This is a genomic window from Spirulina sp. LEGE 11439 (assembly GCF_059821285.1).
On sequence record NZ_JCAMRX010000017.1, the window covers coordinates 35,727 to 52,657 of the forward strand.

A 16,931-nucleotide genomic window follows, 5' to 3' on the forward strand; every position below is an offset into this window, starting at 1 on the left:
CCCACACACTGTGGATTATACTGGGGACTGCGAAAAAGATCACCTTAAAAAAGAATTTTTCTACCTTTTTAAAGCGGATATGCTTTAAAGTGGAAGTGGGTTATTCGACTCTAATTTTTCGAGTTTATTTTTCTCTCCTGAATGAGAATTAGACGAATTGAGGGAGGGTTGAAAATTCGCGCGATCGAGGAAATTATTGCGATCGGGAAAGGGATTTCTTTGGATGGGAATTTCAATCGCAAATTCCGTTCCTTCTCCCAGTTGAGAGAGACAATATAAACGTCCGTGATGGTCTTCTGTAACAATTTTGTAACTAATAGACAGCCCTAAACCCGTGCCTTTCCCGACAGGTTTGGTTGTATAAAAAGGATCGAAGATTCTGCTCTTTGTTTTTTCACTAATCCCAATTCCGTTATCTTTGATACTAATCCTAACAAAATGATTCTCAATTTTCTGTGTAGAAATAATAATTTGACCCGGATTCTGTCTTTTGCTTGCTTGTTCTTCGAGAGCATCAATTGCATTACTCAAAAGGTTCATAAAAACTTGATTGAGTTGTCCGGCATAACATTCGACATTAGGCAAATCACTATATTTTTTAACGATCTCAACTTCTGGCTGTTTCGGGCCTGCTTTCAAACGATGATGTAAAATCAACAGCGTACTCTCTATTCCTTCATGAATATCCACCGGTTTTTTTTCCGCTTCATCCAAGCGAGAAAAATTCCGCAAACTAGAAACAATTTGCCGAATGCGCTTCACTCCTAATTTCATCGAAGCCATAATTTTAGGAATATCATCAATTAAAAAATCAATATCTAAATCTTCTCGCAGATTGGCAACCTTTTCATTTTTATCGGGATAGCAATTTTCATAAAGAGTGAGAAAACTCATAAAACTTTCAATATAATCTTTCAGGTGTCCAATATTACCGTGAATAAAATTGACGGGATTATTAATTTCGTGAGCAACTCCGGCCACTAATTGACCGAGGCTGGACATTTTTTCAGCTTGAACTAATTGGAGCTGTGCCGATCTTAAATCCTCTAATGCTCCTGTGAGTTTTGCTGTTCGTTCTTGTACTCTCTGTTCGAGTTTTTCGTTATGCTGTGCCAATTCTAAACTCATTTTTCGCAGTTTTAAATGGACTTGAATACGAGCAAGAATTTCTTCTTTATGGAAAGGCTTCGTAATATAATCAACGGCTCCTAGTTTTAGTCCTTTGACTTTATCTTCTGTATCTGCAAGCGCCGTCATAAAAATAACAGGAATATCTCGCGATATCTCATCAGCTTTTAAGCGACGACAGGTTTCAAAACCGTCGATCCCCGGCATCATAATATCGAGTAAAATCAAATCCGGAGGATTGGTCTTCACTTGGTCGATACCGCTTTCACCATCCATTTCGACGAGGATCTCATAACCATTGCCATCTAAAGCACCATAGAGAACTTCAAGATTGGTAGGATTATCGTCAATAATGAGAATTGTGCCTCGTTCTAAACTGGTTTTCATAAATACCTCGGGGATTAAGCGATTGTGATGGGGCTGTGCGACAGGCCTTGGGAGAAAGATGCACCCCTTAAATCATTTGCTTTTATCGATCGCTGTGCGACTCTATTGAATGAGCCTGAAAAAATTATACACCCATTAAGTTATGATTCGTGCTTATGGCTCAGAAGTCCGTACATTTTCTTGAAGAAACTGGCGGATTTTTTGGATATTGAAGGTTTTCACCAGTTGATTCAGCTCGTCTACAAAGCTCTGATATTGGCGATCTAACTGGATTATTTTGTGAAGTTCGGCTTTAATCCCGCTCATTTGTCCCTTTCTGGCATACTCCTGTAGTTGTTCTAAAACCGATGCGGGGGGAATTACGATTTCGCGATCGCCTGCTTCCTCTAAGTTTGGTGCAGTTTCTGTTTGTTTTTCGTAAATCCAATCCAAATTCAAATATTTTTGTAACATTTGATACAAAGAATCGGCTTCTACAGGTTTGGCAAGAAAATCATCTCCTCCAACCGTTAAACTTTCTTGACGATCTTCTTCAAAAACACTGGCAGAAGAAACGATAATTAGGCTGTGTTTTAGTTTTTCGTTGGGATTCTGGCGAATCTGTGAGAGAAATTCCCAGCCATCCATCACTGGCATTTTCAGGTCGGTAATAATCAGATCCGGCTCGTGGATATTGGCTTGTTCGAGTCCCGTTTGACCGTTGTCAGCTTCGACTGTACTAAAACCAATTGGTTCTAATAAATTGACTAAGACCGAGCGATTTTCCCAGCGATCGTCGATGACGAGAATTTTTCGTTTCTCTCCAATATAACCCGTTATTTTTCCTTGTTTGGTTACAGTACTGGAAACGAGCCAATCCTCTGCATGAGGACAATTAATCGCAAATTTAAAAGTGCTTCCTTTTCCATTTTGACTTTCAACTTGAATCTCTCCCCCCATCATCTCAACAATCTTGGTACTGATTGATAAACCCAATCCCGTTCCTTCCGCTTTACGTTTGTTTTCTCCGACTTGCTCGAAAGGTTGAAAGATTTTTTCGAGTTGTTCTGGAGTCATTCCTACTCCTGTATCTTTTATCGCAAAAGATAGTTGTGAACGAGAAGAATCGGAAGATTCAATACTCACATCAAGGGTAACATTGCCGGTATCGGTAAATTTAACCGCATTTCCTAAAAGGTTAATTAAGACTTGGCGCAAGCGTTTTTCATCGCTATGAATACCTGTTGGTAGACTTTCTGGAGGGTGATAGTTAAAATCAATTCCTTTTTTTTCAGCTCGAATGCGGCACATTTCCACAACAGTTTGCAGGAAAGAAGGGAGATGAAAATCTTTAGGGTGCAATTCCAGCTTTCTTGCTTCAATTTTTGAGATATCGAGAACGTCGTTAATGAGAGTGAGTAAATGAGTTCCGCATTGATGAATAATTGAGAGTCCGTGCCTTTCTTTGTCAGTTAAATTGGTGGCTCGTTGCAGAATTTGGGTATAGCCTAAAATCCCATTGAGAGGTGTTCTTAATTCGTGGCTCATATTCGCCAAAAATTCGCTTTTAGCGACATTGGCTGAATCTGCCGATTCTTTGGCTTTTTCCAGTTCAAAAGTTCGCTCTTTAACCCGCAATTCGAGAGTTTCAAAAGATGATTTGAGTTGTTGGGTCATGCGGTTGAAAGAGATTTCGAGAACTTTTAATTCGTCAGCTTCTTCGATACCATCGAGAGACTGCAATTCAGAATCACCATCAATTTCATTATCATTGTTTTGATTCAGGCGCAGCAGTCGTTGCGTATCATCCTCGGCAAGTTTATGACACTCATCCAAGATGGGTTGCAAACGGCGATTAAGATTTCGTACAAATAAAGTGACCACAAGAGCAAGAATAAAACTTGCGCCTAAAGCACCACTTAAAGTAATGGTTAAAGCGGGTCCAATAACAACCCATTGAGGGACGGAAGCAAGCATTAACCAATTCGGACCTTGAATACGTTGGTATGCCCAAAATTGCCCTTCTGCTTGAATCAATCCTATATCTGTTTGTTCGATCTGTTGCCAAATAGTTTGAAGTTCGGGAATATCTTTGTAAGTTGCAAGTTCTTTGGCTTTGTCTGGATTGGGAGGATAAGCTAGTAAGTTACCCTGTTCGCTAATGATAGCATAGTATCCTTTTTCTCCAGAAGGCAATGTTTTAGCTTTGACTTGTTCTTCTAATGCAGAAACGCTAATATCCAAACCAATGACTGCCAGAAGTTCATTATCGTTGCCGATTACTGGAGCTGTAAGATTAGTAATACTCAACCCATACCACTGAAAAGGCTCTAACCAAATTCCTTGTTTTGCTTCTATAGGTAACTGGTAGTAATCCATTTCTGAATAATTATCTAGTTCCAATACATCCAAATACAAAATATTATCTAAAGGAGAAGATAATTTTTCACCGACTTGATCGGGATTATTTTGGTCTATATAAAAGTATGGCCAATACCATTCTCGATCTTCTGCAAGCTGAAAAGCCGCTTGACCAAAACCTACCCCCATTGTCAAGGAAGAACGACTCAAGAAAAATTCTAAGGCTAAATCTCTATAAGCATCAGAATCTTTGATTCCAATACTATTCATTGTTTTGATTGTTGCAGATAAACTTGCCATTGCTTGTTCTACTCTGGCAAATTCAGATTCAATCGTTCTGACTTGTGTACTTAAATTTCCTTGAATTTCTTCCTTGGCACGTTTTTCGAGCGCTTGATAGAAAAAGTAGGACATCGCTCCAAGTCCTACTAAAGCGCTTCCTAAAATAGAAACAAATAGTCTCGAACCAATAGATTTACGGAAAGGATTGTATAGACCTTTGATTGGCATCGCTATATCTTTACTTGATAGGTCATCCAACTATTGTAAGTAGTTTTTCTCACAGATAGAGTTAAAACTTGCAAAAACATAAAAAATGTATTAAAACTTAAAGATCTGTTAAATATCTGCGATCGCAAAATATTAATAATCTTATGAAGGCTATTTCCGGAATCTCTCGTTTCTGCGATCGCCGATCCTGCAAATCTTTATTTCGTACACTGATTTATTGAAATACTGTTAAAAATCCAATTTTGAGTCAACTTTCAGTTCGAGTGCATTGAGCATCGCGATCGGAGGTTCGGTGCGATCGCGGGACTCGAATAGGAATTTCGATAATAAATTCCGTTCCTTCTCCGAGTTGAGAGAGACATTGCAAGTTACCGCGATGTCCTTGAGTGATAATTTGGTAACTAATCGAGAGACCCAAACCTGTTCCTCGACCGACGGGTTTAGTGGTGAAAAAAGGATCGAATATTTTGTTTTTGACCTCCATACTCACTCCAATACCATTATCTTTAATACTAATCCTGACGGTATTTTCATCAATAACTTGTGTTGCGATCGCGATCGTGCCGCAATATTCTTCCCCAGTGACTCGCTCTTCTAACGCATCAATGGCATTATTTAATAAATTCATAAAAACTTGATTCATTTGTCCGGCATTGCATTCAACTTCAGGAAGAATGCCATAATTTTTAATCACTTTAAGTGTCAATCCTTTGGAAAGTATTTGTAAGCGATGGTCTAACAAAATAAGCGTACTTTCGAGACCTTCATGAAGATCGACGCATTGAATATCTGCACGATCCAAGTGGGAAAAGTTTCGCAAACTCATCACAATTTGACGAATACGCTTGACTCCTAATTTCATGGAAAGCATCATTTTGGGTAAATCTTCTACGAGAAAATCAATATCTAATTGTTCGTATAAATAAGCAACTTTTTCATCAGGATGAGGATAGCAATCTTGGTAAACTTCAAGCAATGTTAAAAGCTCTGTAATATACTCTTCACAATGAACGAGATTTCCATAAATAAAGTTTGCTGGATTATTAATTTCATGCGCCACACCCGCTACTAACTGACCGAGACCGGACATTTTTTCTGATTGAATTAAGTGTAATTGAGTATTGCGAAGTTCTTCTAAGGAATGAGCCAGTTCTGTAGTTTTTCTTTCCAATTTATCATTTTTCGATTCTAATTCTCGACTCATCTGATGCAATTGCATTTGCATTTGAATGCGAGCAAGAACCTCTTCTTTTTGAAAGGGTTTGGTAATATAATCAATAGCGCCCAGTTGCAATCCTTTGACTTTATTCTCAGTTTCAAATAGCGCTGTAATAAAAATAACAGGAATATCTCGTGTTTTTGGATTAGTTTTCAAAAGCCGACAAGTTTCAAAACCATCAATACCCGGCATCATAATATCCAAGAGAATCAAATCGGGGGGATTTTTGAGAACTTGTTCAATTCCTGCTTTTCCATCCATTTCGACAAAAATTTCATATCCATTTCCGTCTAAAGTCCCGTATAAAACTTCAAGGTTGGTAGGATTATCGTCAACAATCAAAATTGTTCCGCGCGTTAGACTCGACTTCATCTCTGCCTTCCTCAATTAGATGGATTTGTATCATAAAAATGCGATCGCACTCACCTGAATTCTGGCGATGAAAGCCTCAAACTTACCGCGTCAAGGTTTTCTCTGTGGACGCTTTAATCGCGATCGCATTACCTTATTTAAGATTTGCTCAAATTTATACTATAAGTGGAATCCGTAAAAAGTCTATAAAATTTAGGAACTTTATCAGAATTTTAAAATATTGCCGATAAATTTCAGTAAAAACAATGAGGAAAAAGTCTAAAAATCAGTGTATGCACAGAGATAGAAGAAAAAGTGAATTGTAAATTTTCTCCTCTCTTGAGATTTCACAAAAATAAAAATCAATTTCTGGATTCAGCGAGGGCGGAAAGATAATTGATTTCACAAAAAGAAGGATTTGCTCGCAAGGGGATTTCAAGTATAAATGTTGTCCCTTCTCCCAGTTGCGATAAGCTGTATAAACGTCCGGAATGTCCCTCTGTAATAATTTTATAGCTAATGGACAATCCCAATCCCGTTCCTTGTCCAATAGGTTTAGTGGTAAAAAAGGGATCGAAAATGTTCTTTTTCACCTCCTCATTCATGCCAATACCATTATCTTGAATACTGATACGAATGAGATCGCCAGCGATCGCTTGGGTAGTAATGGTAATTTGAGGGCAATCGCAAGATTTTGCGTTTAAGGCATCGATCGCATTGTTGACAAGATTAACAAAAACTTGATTGAGTTGTCCCGCATAACATTCTATTTCGGGAAGGCAATCGTAGTTGGTAATCACTTCAATTTCGGGACGTTTTTGTGTTGCTTTTAAGCGATAATCTAAAAGGACGAGAGTGCTATCAATTCCTTCGTGAATATTAACAGATTTGAATTCGGATTCATCCAGCCGCGAAAAATTCCGTAAACTTGTCACAATTTGACGAATGCGCTTGACTCCAAATTTCATGGAATTGGTTAATTTTGGTAAATCTGCGACCAAAAAAGGAATATTAAATTCTTCTGCAATATCTTCAGAATTCGGATGATCTTGTTGATAAGAATCGAGAAATTCAACAATTTCTGTAACATAATTTTCCAAATGCGTGAGATTACCGTAAATAAAAGTAGCAGGATTATTAATCTCATGAGCGACTCCGGCAACCAAGCGCCCCAAACTTGACATTTTTTCAGTTTGGACTAACTGCAATTGTGCGGCCTTTAAGTCTTGCAGAGATTGAGAAAGCTCCTGATTTTTGCGATCGAGTTCCTGATTATTTTCTGCTAATTTTACGCTCATTTGTCGTAAACCTAAGTGCATTTGTACGCGAGCAACCACTTCTTCTTTTTGAAAAGGTTTAGTAATATAATCAATCGCGCCTAATTGAAATCCTTTGACTTTATTTTCAAGGTCGGATAGTGCTGTTATAAAAATAACAGGAATTTCTCGAGTCTCTAAATTTTGTTGTAAACGACGATAGGTTTCAAAACCATCAATCCCCGGCATCATAATATCAAGCAAAATGAGATCGGGAATATTTTGTGTAATTTGTTCGATACCACTTTCCCCATCCATCTCTAAAAAAATTTCGTACCCATACCCATCTAATGCACCATACAAAACCTCTAGATTGGTAGGATTATCATCAATAATACAAATTTTTCCAGCTTCAATGTTTTCTAACATTTATCACTCCTAAATATATTATAATTTATCTGCAAATACAACATCAACACACATCGTAAATGTTGCCAAAAATAGAAGATATTTTTAAATATCAACAAACAAAAAGTCAAGGTATAGAAAAAATCCCCCAGATTTCATCTAAAACTTTTTTGACCAAAAAAGCAACGACTAATCTTCAATTATTTTCATTGTTTTTTGCCAAAACTGGCGAATTTTTTTGACATTAAAACTCTGGGTTACCTCTTCCATTTCTTCAAAAAACTGTTCGTATTCTGGGTAATATTTTTTGAGGTTTTTTAACTCAGCTTTTATACCGCTCATTTTTCCTCCTTTGACATACTCTTTTAGTTTAACTAATATTATCTCTGGTGGCAAGATTAATTCTCTAACTTCTGACACTTTTGCTGTTGATATTTCTTGGCTATCGTCTTGATAAGTCCATTCTAACTGTAAATATTTCTCGATAACCTGATATAATTTTTCTGACTCTACGGGTTTGGCAAGAAAATCACTTCCGCCTGCATCCAAACTTTTATAACGATCCTCTTCAAAAACACTAGCTGAGGAAACCACAATGGGTGTATTTTTGAATTTTTCTTTTTTCCGCATTTCTTGCAAGAATTCCCAACCATCCATAACAGGCATTTTAAGATCGATAACGATCAGATTGGGTGCTTGTAATTCGGCTTGTTCGATTCCTTTTTGACCATTCTCTGCTTCTATAATATCAAATCCAATGGGCTGTAGCAAATTGGCAATCACCGAGCGATTTTCCCAGCGATCGTCTACGATGAGAATTTTCTGATTTTTGCCTTGATATCCGGTAATTATTCGGCGATCGCTGTGTATATTTGAAATACACCAATCTTCTGCTTGAGAACAGGTAATCGAAAATTCAAAGATGCTCCCGACACCCAATTGACTGCGAACAGATATCTCACCTCCCATCATTTCGACAATTTTTTTACTAATCGACAAACCTAATCCCGTCCCTTCCGTTCGCTTTTTATCTTCTCCTACTTGCTCAAAAGGTTGAAAAATTTTTTGCAGTTGTTTGTCACTCATTCCCACTCCCGTATCTTGGATGAAAAAATGCAGCCGCAATTGAGATAATGCTATAGATGCAATATGAATATCGAGAGTGACGCTGCCTTTATCGGTAAATTTAACAGCATTTCCGACGAGATTAATTAATACTTGGCGTAGCCGCTTTTCGTCAGCATGAATTCCGGCTGGTAAATTCTGAGGAGGTTGATAAATAAACTGTATTCCTTTCTTTTCTGCTCTAAGACTAAAAATTTCAATTATGCTTTGCATGAAAGCAGGAAAATGAAAATCTTTAGCATAGAGTTCGAGTTTTCTCGCTTCAATTTTAGAAATATCAAGAACATCATTAATGAGCGTTAAGAGATGAGTCCCACATTGATAAATAATATCTAGTCCGTGTTTTTCTTTTTCTTTTAAATAAGCAACACGCTGCAAAATTTGGCTGTAGCCTAAAATGCCATTGAGCGGTGTTCTCAGTTCGTGGCTCATATTGGCTAAAAACTCGCTTTTAGCTTGGTTGGCAGTATCGGCAATTTCTTTTGCTTTTTCTAGTTCTAAGGTTCTTTCTTTAACTCTGATTTCAAGGTTTTCAAAGGAGGCTTTCAGTTGCTTGGTCATGCGATTGAAAGAAAGTTCGAGAACTTCTAATTCATCTTTATTTTCTAAATTCAGCGATCGCAAATTTTCTTCAGTTAATTCTTGCCTTTGATCTGTTTCTAGATATTGCGATCGCTGGCGATCGTCATCAGCTATTTGATGGCATCCATCTAAAATTGGTTGCAAGCGGGAATTGAGTTTTTGCACAAATAAACTAACCATCAAGGCGAGAACAAAACCTGCACCTAAAGCCGTTCCCAATGTAATAATTAAAACAGGTCTTAAAATTACCCACTGGGGAACAGATGCAAGCATCATCCAGTTTGTACCTTCAAGTTTTCGATATGCCCAAAAACTTCCCTCAGCTTGAATAAATCCAGATTCTTTATCTTCAATTTGCTCCCACACTGTTTTGAGATGAGGGATATCTTGGTAAGTTGACAATTTTTTTGCTTTTTCTGGATCGGGAGGATATGCTAATAAATTACCGCGTTCAGTTAAAATAGCAAAGTATCCCTTTCCTGCGATTGTGGGAGTGCTAACTTGCTGGATAATTCTGGTAATATCGACATCTAACCCAACTATTCCTAATAACTCATTCTGTTCGTTAAGAATAGGAGCTGTCGATGTTGTAAAGGTAATACCATACCAATGATAAGGTTCCAACCAAATTTCTTTTCCTGCGGCGATGGGTAACTTGCTATATTCTTGATCGAGACAGTCAAGGTTAACCGCTTCTGAACACACATTAACGTAACGAATATGTCCATAAGGATCGGATAAAGAAGAACCTACTTGTTCGGGATGACCAAGATCGAGAGCAAAGTAATACCAATAGGTTTCTCGATCGGGTAAAATTCTATAAGGCGTTTGGCCAAAACCTAGAGCAGTTGTTAGAGGTGTGCGATATTCAAAAAGCTCAAATACTAACTGCTTGTAGGTTTCATAATCTTGTATTCCCAATTGATTTAGTGCTTTAACATTAGCTACCAAACTTAGCATTAATTGCTCGGTCTGCAAGAGTTGTCCTTCAATGGATTTGGTCTGCGTACTTAAATTTCCTTGAATTTCTTCGATCGCTCGTTTTTCTAGCGCTCGATAGAAAAAGTAGGACATACTGCCCAAGCCAATCAACGCACCGACTAAAACATACATAAACAATCTTGCCCCAATTGACCTGCGAAGGGGATTTTTGATGCTTTTTAATTGCATGGCTTGATATTTGAATGTTTAACAGTTGTTAGTTATTAACACCGTTCGCCGTTTGCAGATTTAAGTTACCTCCTTAATTATAGATAGACTTTTCAGAAGATGCCCAGGAAAAATTCTGGAAACTCCGAAAACTTAGTAAAACTTTATATTTTCTTTAGAAGAATAACAGGCACTTTCAATTTCCGCGATCGCCCGCTTTCACCGATAATATTAATGAGTTGTTGATAATTGCCAATTCCTAATTTTTCTAGTTCATGTTCTTGAGCGACGATCTTCTCTTAGATTACAAACGCTGTCAGCGACGCACCTTTTTGAATGTTTGCGGCGATCGCGCCCACAAAGAACCCGACCGAGATTTTCTCCTCAAACTGCGAGACGAAAATCGACAGCAAATCAAAGAAATTTTGGCTGGAGAAGTTTATACACAGCCCCAATTTAGCAAAGGAAACTGGCAAGAAGGATTCGAAAAAACGCGAATCTTGATGGCAACGGGAGTAGAAATGATTTATCGTGGGGTCTTGTTGCTGGAAAGCGATTACCTAGACCCCCAGAATCTAGAAGATATTAACCAACAATCTGGGCAGGCATCTTCTTTTACTTATTTTGCCAAGCCGACATTTTTAATCAAGCATCCCGGTACATCAATCTGGGGCAATTGGTGTTATGTTCCGGTGAATGTCAAATTGGGCAAGCGTCCCAAACCCGAATATAAAACGATCGCTGCCTTTCATGCCTATCTTCTCACTCGCGTGCAAGGAACATTACCTCCCTATGCTGGTTTGATTTTACGAGGGAAAAAGCAATATTTCGTCGATCTCGATAGTTGGATTCCTCGTATGATGGAAGTTCTGCAAACTTGCCAGCAAATGCTCGGCGATCGTGCTGAACCCGAGGTCTTTATTTCCCGTCAGCGCTGTAGTTTATGCCATTGGACTCACTATTGTCGCGAGATCGCCCGCGCTCAAAATCACCTCTCTCTCGTTCCAGGTGTCACCCCCAGCCGCTACGAAGCCCTACAAACTCTCAACATTAATACCTTAGAAGCTCTCGCTGCTCTCGACCCCTTCATCGATACAGACCTTCTCGACTCGGCGATCGCCAGCCAACTCCGACAACAAGCGCGATCGCTCCTCGAAAATCGTCCCTTTTTGCGTCCCCTCTCTCCTCGTTCATCTCAACGAACCTTCCCAACCGCCGAAATTGAACTTTATTTTGATCTTGAAGCCGAACCCGATCGCAATGTTGATTATTTATTTGGCATTCTTTGCATTAATCATCAAACTAAAACCGAGAAATTTTATGGATTTCTCGCAGAAACACCGGAAGAAGAAGGATTGATTTGGCAGCAGTTTCTCGCTCTTATTACCCGTTATCCCCATGCACCCATTTTCCATTTTTCTGAATACGAAGTAGATACCGTGAAGCGATTGGCAAAATTATACAAAAATACACCTTTTCCACTCAAAGATATTCTCTCTCGCTTTGTCGATCTGCATCACTGGGTAACAGATACGACCACCTTACCCGTTGAAAGTTATTCTCTCAAATCCTTGGCCAATTGGTTGGGATTTACATGGCGAGATAGTCATATTGCGGGCGATGGCGCGGTTTGTTTGTATGACAATTGGTTAAAGGAAGGCGATCGCTCTTTATTAGAAACAATTCTCCGCTACAATGAAGACGACTGCCGAGCAACCTATCATCTCAAAATATGGTTTGAACAGTTTTGGCTAAGTCAATCTTCTTCTTAAGAATTAGTTGTAAAAAATGAGTCTATACTTACACAAAATTCCGTACAACTAAAGTTATACGAAGAAATATCACGATCGCAAGCATCTGAAGTTACGTTCCTAAAAGCTGGAAAGGGGCAATGTTAAACTGAAAGTGGTTTGAGCCTTCGCAAATGAAGGCTATTTCGATTTAACGACTTCATTTGAATCCTGACCTGTTCTGCCACAATCCACAACCTGTAACCATGATGCCTGTCTTTCCCCTCCTCTTGCTAGTTTTTGCCCTCGGCAATTTGCTTCTCTATCAGCGTTTGTCTCAAGATGTTTACCGCGTTCTCACAGCCACAACGGCGGTGGTTTGCTTGATTTGGGGATTTGCGATCGCCCATTGGTCGGTGACGCTATTGAGCTTGTTCCTCCTTTTGCGATTTAAAGATATTGCTCTGCGACCCCAATCCACTCGTAAACTCAGTTAGAGAATTCTCAATAGGCTTTTCCTTTTGGCAATCTTAGCTCGCGCCTTAGACTGCAAAAAATAAAATCCCCTGAAATCATTGACAAAAGAGACCAGATTTAGTTATAGTAGATCTTGTCTCAAAAAATACTTCCTCATCAGTATTGATGAAGAAATCATTAAGAGTAAAAATGGGACTGTAGTTCAATTGGTTAGAGCACCGCCCTGTCACGGCGGAAGTTGCGGGTTCGAGCCCCGTCAGTCCCGTTCCCACGAATTCTGAATTTTGCCAAGATATTTTTGCAAATTTGCATAATTCTGATTCCATATAATAATTGCCTAGTAAAAACCACTATCGATCTGTCGATCGATAGTGGTTTTGAAGTGAGAGTCTAGATTGCGATCGCAATCTAGACTCGGAAATCTAGTAAATCGCTTCTTCTTGGTGAGTTTCAATTTTGCAGTCCGAGGTGGGCTTAGCCACACAAGTCAAAACAAAACCGTTTTCGATTTGCTCATCATCCAAGAAAGATTGCTCGGATTGGTCGATTGTACCTTCTACGAGCTTACCCGCACAAGTCGAACAAGCACCAGCCCGGCAGGAATAGGGGAGGTCATAACCTTGTTCTTCGGCAATATCAAGGATGATTTCATCTTCGGGAACCGTGATAACTTGCTCGCCATCGGGGGTAACTAAAGTAACTTTGTAATCTGCCATGATTTGAACTCCTCTATAGTTTGGATAGCAGCCTGTTGGCTTGTGAATATTTACTTTCATTTTCGATACTACGGGAAAAGGTTCTGATGTTTGGGCTGCATTAGAAATGAGAGTGCGAATGAAATTTAATATAAATAATACTTATTTTTAATTTGTTGGCAGTATTTCCAGAAAATAAAGATAGATAAATTTCGGTAAGCCAGAATACATAGGAGTTTATCTGTCTTGGGATAGAGACCGATCGCCCATCATATCCCCTTGTTTTATAAATAAGAATTTCTTATTATTAAGAACAGTTACAATAGATAAAGAAAAAGTAAAACAATGATGAATCAGTTCAAGAGACCGATAAAAGTGGGGTTGGTGGGGACAGGGTATGCTGCCCAGAAACGAGTAGAAGCATTGCAACAAGAAAGCGATCGCGCTCAACTCGTCGCGATCGCCGGACGCAATAGCGAAAGTCGAGATGTTTTATGCGATCGCTGCGGTGCAAAAGGACGAGAATCTTGGCAAGACCTCGTTGGCGATGGCGATATCGATCTGATTATTATTTCCACGATTAACCGAGAACATGGCGCGATCGCGAAAGCCGCCCTCAAAGCCAACAAGCACGTCATTTGCGAATATCCCCTTTCCCTCGATCCCCAAGAAGCGCAGGTGATTATCGAACTTGCGCGATCGCGTCAAAAATTCCTCCACGTCGAACATATCGAAATATTGGGAGGATTGCATCAAACCCTACGGCAATATCTTCCGCAAATTGGCGAGGTGAACTATGCTCGCTATATCACCCTCAAAGCCAAACATCCCGCCCCTGCATCTTGGTCTTATCGTCAAGATTTATTTGGGTTTCCCTTCAGTGCAGCCCTTGCTCGCATTCATCGCTTTACCGATCTTTTTGGGGTTGTGGAATCCGTTAGCGGGCGATCGCGATATTGGTATTCGTCCGAGGCCGATCCTTATTACACCGCCTGTTTGTGTAAAGCACAATTATGTTTTGCCAACGGATTAATTGCCGATCTCGTTTACGGCAAAGGCGATCGCTTTTGGCAATCAACTCGTACCTTTGAACTGCACGGCAGTCAAGGAACCTTAATTTTTGCCACCGACAAAGGGGAACTGATTAGAGGCAAAGAAATTATACCTATTGCCATTGGCAGTCGTCGGGGATTATTCGCCCGCGATACAGCATTGGCCTTAGATGGTTTACTCCAAAGCAAACCTCTCTACACTTCCCCTGCATCCAGTCATTATGCCCTCATTGTCGCCGATACCATCCGCCAATCCGCAGAAACCGGACAAACGGTGGCAATTCCCAGAGAACATGAGGCTCTTTTATCAAAAAGTAACTGGAGCCAATAAAGCCGCTTTACGACTGTCAAATAGCTTAGCGAGGCTATCGGTAATAATTTCGACCACTGCGGGATCGCAATCTTTGAGAAAATCTTCCCCAGTAATTTCATCCTTAAAAAACGCCTTAGACCGACCCAATAATGCGCGAATTCTATCCAGCCCGATAATTTTCACGATTAATGTTGTTAAGGGAGAATTCTTAATATCGTAAGGAGAATCGCTAAAACGCCCTTTCGAGAGTAAATCGAATACTTCTCTATCCAACTCATTATTAAGCGGGTGATGATTGGCAACATCGGGGAGAAAATCTTCAAGTTTTTCAATCGATAATCCGAGGGGATTGAGTTCTCCCATGATGGTTGAAAGGGGAATATTGCGTCCAAAGCGACGAGAGAGGGCTTCTAACAACGCCATAGTAAAGAGCTTGCTGCCCAGATAAAGCCGAGCGATTTTAATATTGCGATCGGCGCGATCGAGTTTATTGTGAAATTCTCGATCGTCGGGTTCGCCTTTGAACTGCTGAAAGACTAAATCGGGTTTGAGAAAGTTCATAAAACCTTCCATTTTTTGCAAAGCAACCCGATATTCATTGACGGTATAAGAACTCGAATTTTTGAGATTGTGATTGGTTTCTGGGAGCAAACTCCAAGTATTATCGAGAAAACGAGCGGAACTGGGATTGGCAAAACTGCCCACATCTCGATTAGCCATTCTCACAGAGCGTTGTACTGACTCGATGAGTTCCTCTTCACTCAAACCGATGGCAAGCCTTTCATTCGTTTCTTGAATGCGAAGATAGAGATATTCTGCTGCGTGCAATCCCTCTTTTTCCGGACGAAAGGGAATTGTGGCTTCAATGCAAGTCATAATTTGTAAAAGTAGCCCGTCATCCAACAGAGGATTTAAAACTAAAGCGCAAACTAAAGCACTCAGAAATTCATTTTGTCCGGCAAAAGGAGAAAGCTGCTGCCCGGGTTTAAATCCAAAAGTCCCCATGACCAAATCGAACATCCGACTATCGGGCAGATCTTCTTCTTCGCGAATGTACAGATGTTCTTTAATTTCTTGAATAAACGGTGAAATGTAGAAGGTTAAATTGAAATTAACACTCTGATCGACTTGGACATAAACCAAATCGTGAAATAAAGCCGCAAGGACTTCAATGGCATTGGCAGAACCCCCGACCTCAAAAATGTGGTCTGGCGTGTGGAAGTAGCGCCACGTTCCGGTCATCGTTTGGACGATTAACGCACTAATCCGCTCGAGTTCTTGTTGGCCAACATTGACTTGTAGTTGACTCATCGCCCACTCGAGCTTCTCGAGGCATTGTTGTTTATCCTGTTCGAAGTTCATCCAGACTTGTTGCACCTTTCGCTTAACTTAACTGCTATTTTAGCTAGGTCTGTGGAAAGACGATCGCTTTTTATGGGGGGAAATTGCGAAATTTTTCGGAAGAGTTTTCCCTCTGGAAGGAAATAGGGGCGATTTTTTCTCGCGATCGCACCTTTCAGCCTGCAAAATGAGGAAAAACATTACAAAATATTAAGAATCGAGGCATAAGGCGATCGCAATGCCTCACAATAATTGCGGAAGGTTGCTGACTGGGGCGATGCTCGATCGCATCAGAACTGCCAATTATGGGATGAAAATGCCAGAGCGCGATCGCATTCAGTCAGATTTTTTTTGTTGGAGGAATCCATAGATGAGTATCGTCACGAAATCCATCGTGAATGCTGACGCTGAGGCACGTTACCTCAGCCCCGGCGAACTAGATCGTATTAAAGCCTTTGTCACCAGTGGCGAAAGTCGTTTGCGGATCGCTCAAGTTTTGACCGAATCGCGCGAACGCATCGTCAAAGAAGCAGGCGATCGCTTATTCCAAATGCGTCCCGATGTAGTTTCCCCCGGTGGAAATGCTTACGGAGACGAAATGACTGCAACTTGCTTGCGGGATATGGACTATTACTTACGCCTGATCGTTTACGGTGTTGTCGCCGGCGATGTTACCCCCATCGAAGAAATCGGTTTGGTTGGCGTTGCTGAAATGTACAAGTCCTTGGGAACTGACATTGGTGCAGTTGCCAAAAGCGTTGGCTTAATGAAAGACGTTGCCAGCACCTTACTCTCTGGCGAAGATGCTTCCGAAGCCTCGACCTACTTCGATTACGTTGCTAGCGCGATGGGCTAGGCGAGTAGCGCC

The 16,931-nt window shown here is 40.2% G+C and carries 12 protein-coding genes and 1 tRNA gene; 6 read left to right on the top strand and 7 right to left on the bottom strand.

Annotated features, from left to right (window positions below; translation table 11 throughout):
• Window positions 1-84: 84 nt before the first annotated feature.
• From AC6RV6_RS13510 to AC6RV6_RS13530, 5 genes are all read right to left on the bottom strand, one after another.
• Window positions 85-1,515, bottom strand: a complete 1,431-nt coding sequence (locus tag AC6RV6_RS13510; protein WP_500241377.1) for a hybrid sensor histidine kinase/response regulator — start codon at window positions 1,513-1,515, stop codon at window positions 85-87.
• Between the two features lie 153 nt (window positions 1,516-1,668).
• Window positions 1,669-4,269 carry a hybrid sensor histidine kinase/response regulator gene (locus AC6RV6_RS13515; protein ID WP_500241378.1) on the bottom strand — a complete coding sequence of 867 codons (2,601 nt, stop codon included), beginning with the start codon at window positions 4,267-4,269 and terminating at the stop codon, window positions 1,669-1,671.
• Window positions 4,270-4,612: 343 nt separating this feature from the next.
• Entirely contained in the window at window positions 4,613-5,956 is a 1,344-nt protein-coding gene (locus AC6RV6_RS13520) for a hybrid sensor histidine kinase/response regulator (protein ID WP_500241379.1), read from the bottom strand.
• Between the two features lie 341 nt (window positions 5,957-6,297).
• The gene (locus tag AC6RV6_RS13525; RefSeq protein WP_500241380.1) at window positions 6,298-7,620 is read right to left on the bottom strand and encodes a hybrid sensor histidine kinase/response regulator; all 1,323 of its coding nucleotides are present in this window, start codon (window positions 7,618-7,620) and stop codon (window positions 6,298-6,300) included.
• A 168-nt stretch (window positions 7,621-7,788) separates the two neighbouring features.
• Window positions 7,789-10,476, bottom strand: a complete 2,688-nt coding sequence (locus AC6RV6_RS13530) for an ATP-binding protein (RefSeq protein ID WP_500241381.1) — start codon at window positions 10,474-10,476, stop codon at window positions 7,789-7,791.
• Between the two features lie 254 nt (window positions 10,477-10,730).
• Between AC6RV6_RS13530 and AC6RV6_RS13535 the strand changes: the two genes are divergently transcribed.
• From AC6RV6_RS13535 to AC6RV6_RS13545, 3 genes are all read left to right on the top strand, one after another.
• Window positions 10,731-12,227 carry a TM0106 family RecB-like putative nuclease gene (locus tag AC6RV6_RS13535; RefSeq protein ID WP_500241382.1) on the top strand — a complete coding sequence of 499 codons (1,497 nt, stop codon included), beginning with the start codon at window positions 10,731-10,733 and terminating at the stop codon, window positions 12,225-12,227.
• Between the two features lie 224 nt (window positions 12,228-12,451).
• A complete protein-coding gene (locus AC6RV6_RS13540; protein ID WP_500241383.1) occupies window positions 12,452-12,682 on the top strand; it encodes a hypothetical protein in 231 nt (76 codons plus the stop codon).
• Window positions 12,683-12,853: 171 nt separating this feature from the next.
• Window positions 12,854-12,927: transfer RNA gene (locus tag AC6RV6_RS13545), tRNA-Asp, on the top strand.
• Window positions 12,928-13,084: 157 nt separating this feature from the next.
• Here AC6RV6_RS13545 and AC6RV6_RS13550 read toward each other — a convergent pair.
• Window positions 13,085-13,378, bottom strand: a complete 294-nt coding sequence (locus tag AC6RV6_RS13550; RefSeq protein ID WP_500241384.1) for a ferredoxin — start codon at window positions 13,376-13,378, stop codon at window positions 13,085-13,087.
• Window positions 13,379-13,702: 324 nt separating this feature from the next.
• Between AC6RV6_RS13550 and AC6RV6_RS13555 the strand changes: the two genes are divergently transcribed.
• Window positions 13,703-14,740 carry a Gfo/Idh/MocA family protein gene (locus tag AC6RV6_RS13555; RefSeq protein ID WP_500241385.1) on the top strand — a complete coding sequence of 346 codons (1,038 nt, stop codon included), beginning with the start codon at window positions 13,703-13,705 and terminating at the stop codon, window positions 14,738-14,740.
• Here AC6RV6_RS13555 and AC6RV6_RS13560 read toward each other — a convergent pair.
• Complete coding sequence (locus tag AC6RV6_RS13560; protein ID WP_500241386.1) at window positions 14,717-16,084, bottom strand: hypothetical protein; 1,368 nt, start codon at window positions 16,082-16,084, stop codon at window positions 14,717-14,719. The genes AC6RV6_RS13555 and AC6RV6_RS13560 overlap by 24 nt on opposite strands.
• Window positions 16,085-16,301: 217 nt before the next feature.
• Here AC6RV6_RS13560 and AC6RV6_RS13565 point away from each other — a divergent pair, with 217 nt between their 5' ends.
• Together AC6RV6_RS13565 and apcA are read left to right on the top strand one after the other, a co-directional pair.
• Window positions 16,302-16,433, top strand: coding sequence for a hypothetical protein (locus tag AC6RV6_RS13565; RefSeq protein ID WP_500241387.1), 132 nt, complete (start codon window positions 16,302-16,304; stop codon window positions 16,431-16,433).
• Window positions 16,434-16,919 carry an allophycocyanin subunit alpha gene (gene apcA / locus AC6RV6_RS13570; protein WP_500241388.1) on the top strand — a complete coding sequence of 162 codons (486 nt, stop codon included), beginning with the start codon at window positions 16,434-16,436 and terminating at the stop codon, window positions 16,917-16,919. It abuts the gene before it with no gap.
• The last annotated feature ends 12 nt before the right edge of the window (window positions 16,920-16,931 follow it).

Coding starts and splice junctions, on each gene's coding strand:
- AC6RV6_RS13510 (WP_500241377.1), bottom strand. CDS start 1,515: ATGAAAACCAGTTTAGAACGAGGCACAATTCTCATTATTGACGATAAT.
- AC6RV6_RS13530 (WP_500241381.1), bottom strand. CDS start 10,476: ATGCAATTAAAAAGCATCAAAAATCCCCTTCGCAGGTCAATTGGGGCA.
- AC6RV6_RS13520 (WP_500241379.1), bottom strand. CDS start 5,956: ATGAAGTCGAGTCTAACGCGCGGAACAATTTTGATTGTTGACGATAAT.
- apcA (WP_500241388.1), top strand. CDS start 16,434: ATGAGTATCGTCACGAAATCCATCGTGAATGCTGACGCTGAGGCACGT.
- AC6RV6_RS13515 (WP_500241378.1), bottom strand. CDS start 4,269: ATGTCCTACTTTTTCTATCAAGCGCTCGAAAAACGTGCCAAGGAAGAA.
- AC6RV6_RS13535 (WP_500241382.1), top strand. CDS start 10,731: ATGTTCTTGAGCGACGATCTTCTCTTAGATTACAAACGCTGTCAGCGA.
- AC6RV6_RS13555 (WP_500241385.1), top strand. CDS start 13,703: ATGATGAATCAGTTCAAGAGACCGATAAAAGTGGGGTTGGTGGGGACA.
- AC6RV6_RS13560 (WP_500241386.1), bottom strand. CDS start 16,084: ATGAACTTCGAACAGGATAAACAACAATGCCTCGAGAAGCTCGAGTGG.
- AC6RV6_RS13565 (WP_500241387.1), top strand. CDS start 16,302: ATGCCTCACAATAATTGCGGAAGGTTGCTGACTGGGGCGATGCTCGAT.
- AC6RV6_RS13550 (WP_500241384.1), bottom strand. CDS start 13,378: ATGGCAGATTACAAAGTTACTTTAGTTACCCCCGATGGCGAGCAAGTT.
- AC6RV6_RS13525 (WP_500241380.1), bottom strand. CDS start 7,620: ATGTTAGAAAACATTGAAGCTGGAAAAATTTGTATTATTGATGATAAT.
- AC6RV6_RS13540 (WP_500241383.1), top strand. CDS start 12,452: ATGATGCCTGTCTTTCCCCTCCTCTTGCTAGTTTTTGCCCTCGGCAAT.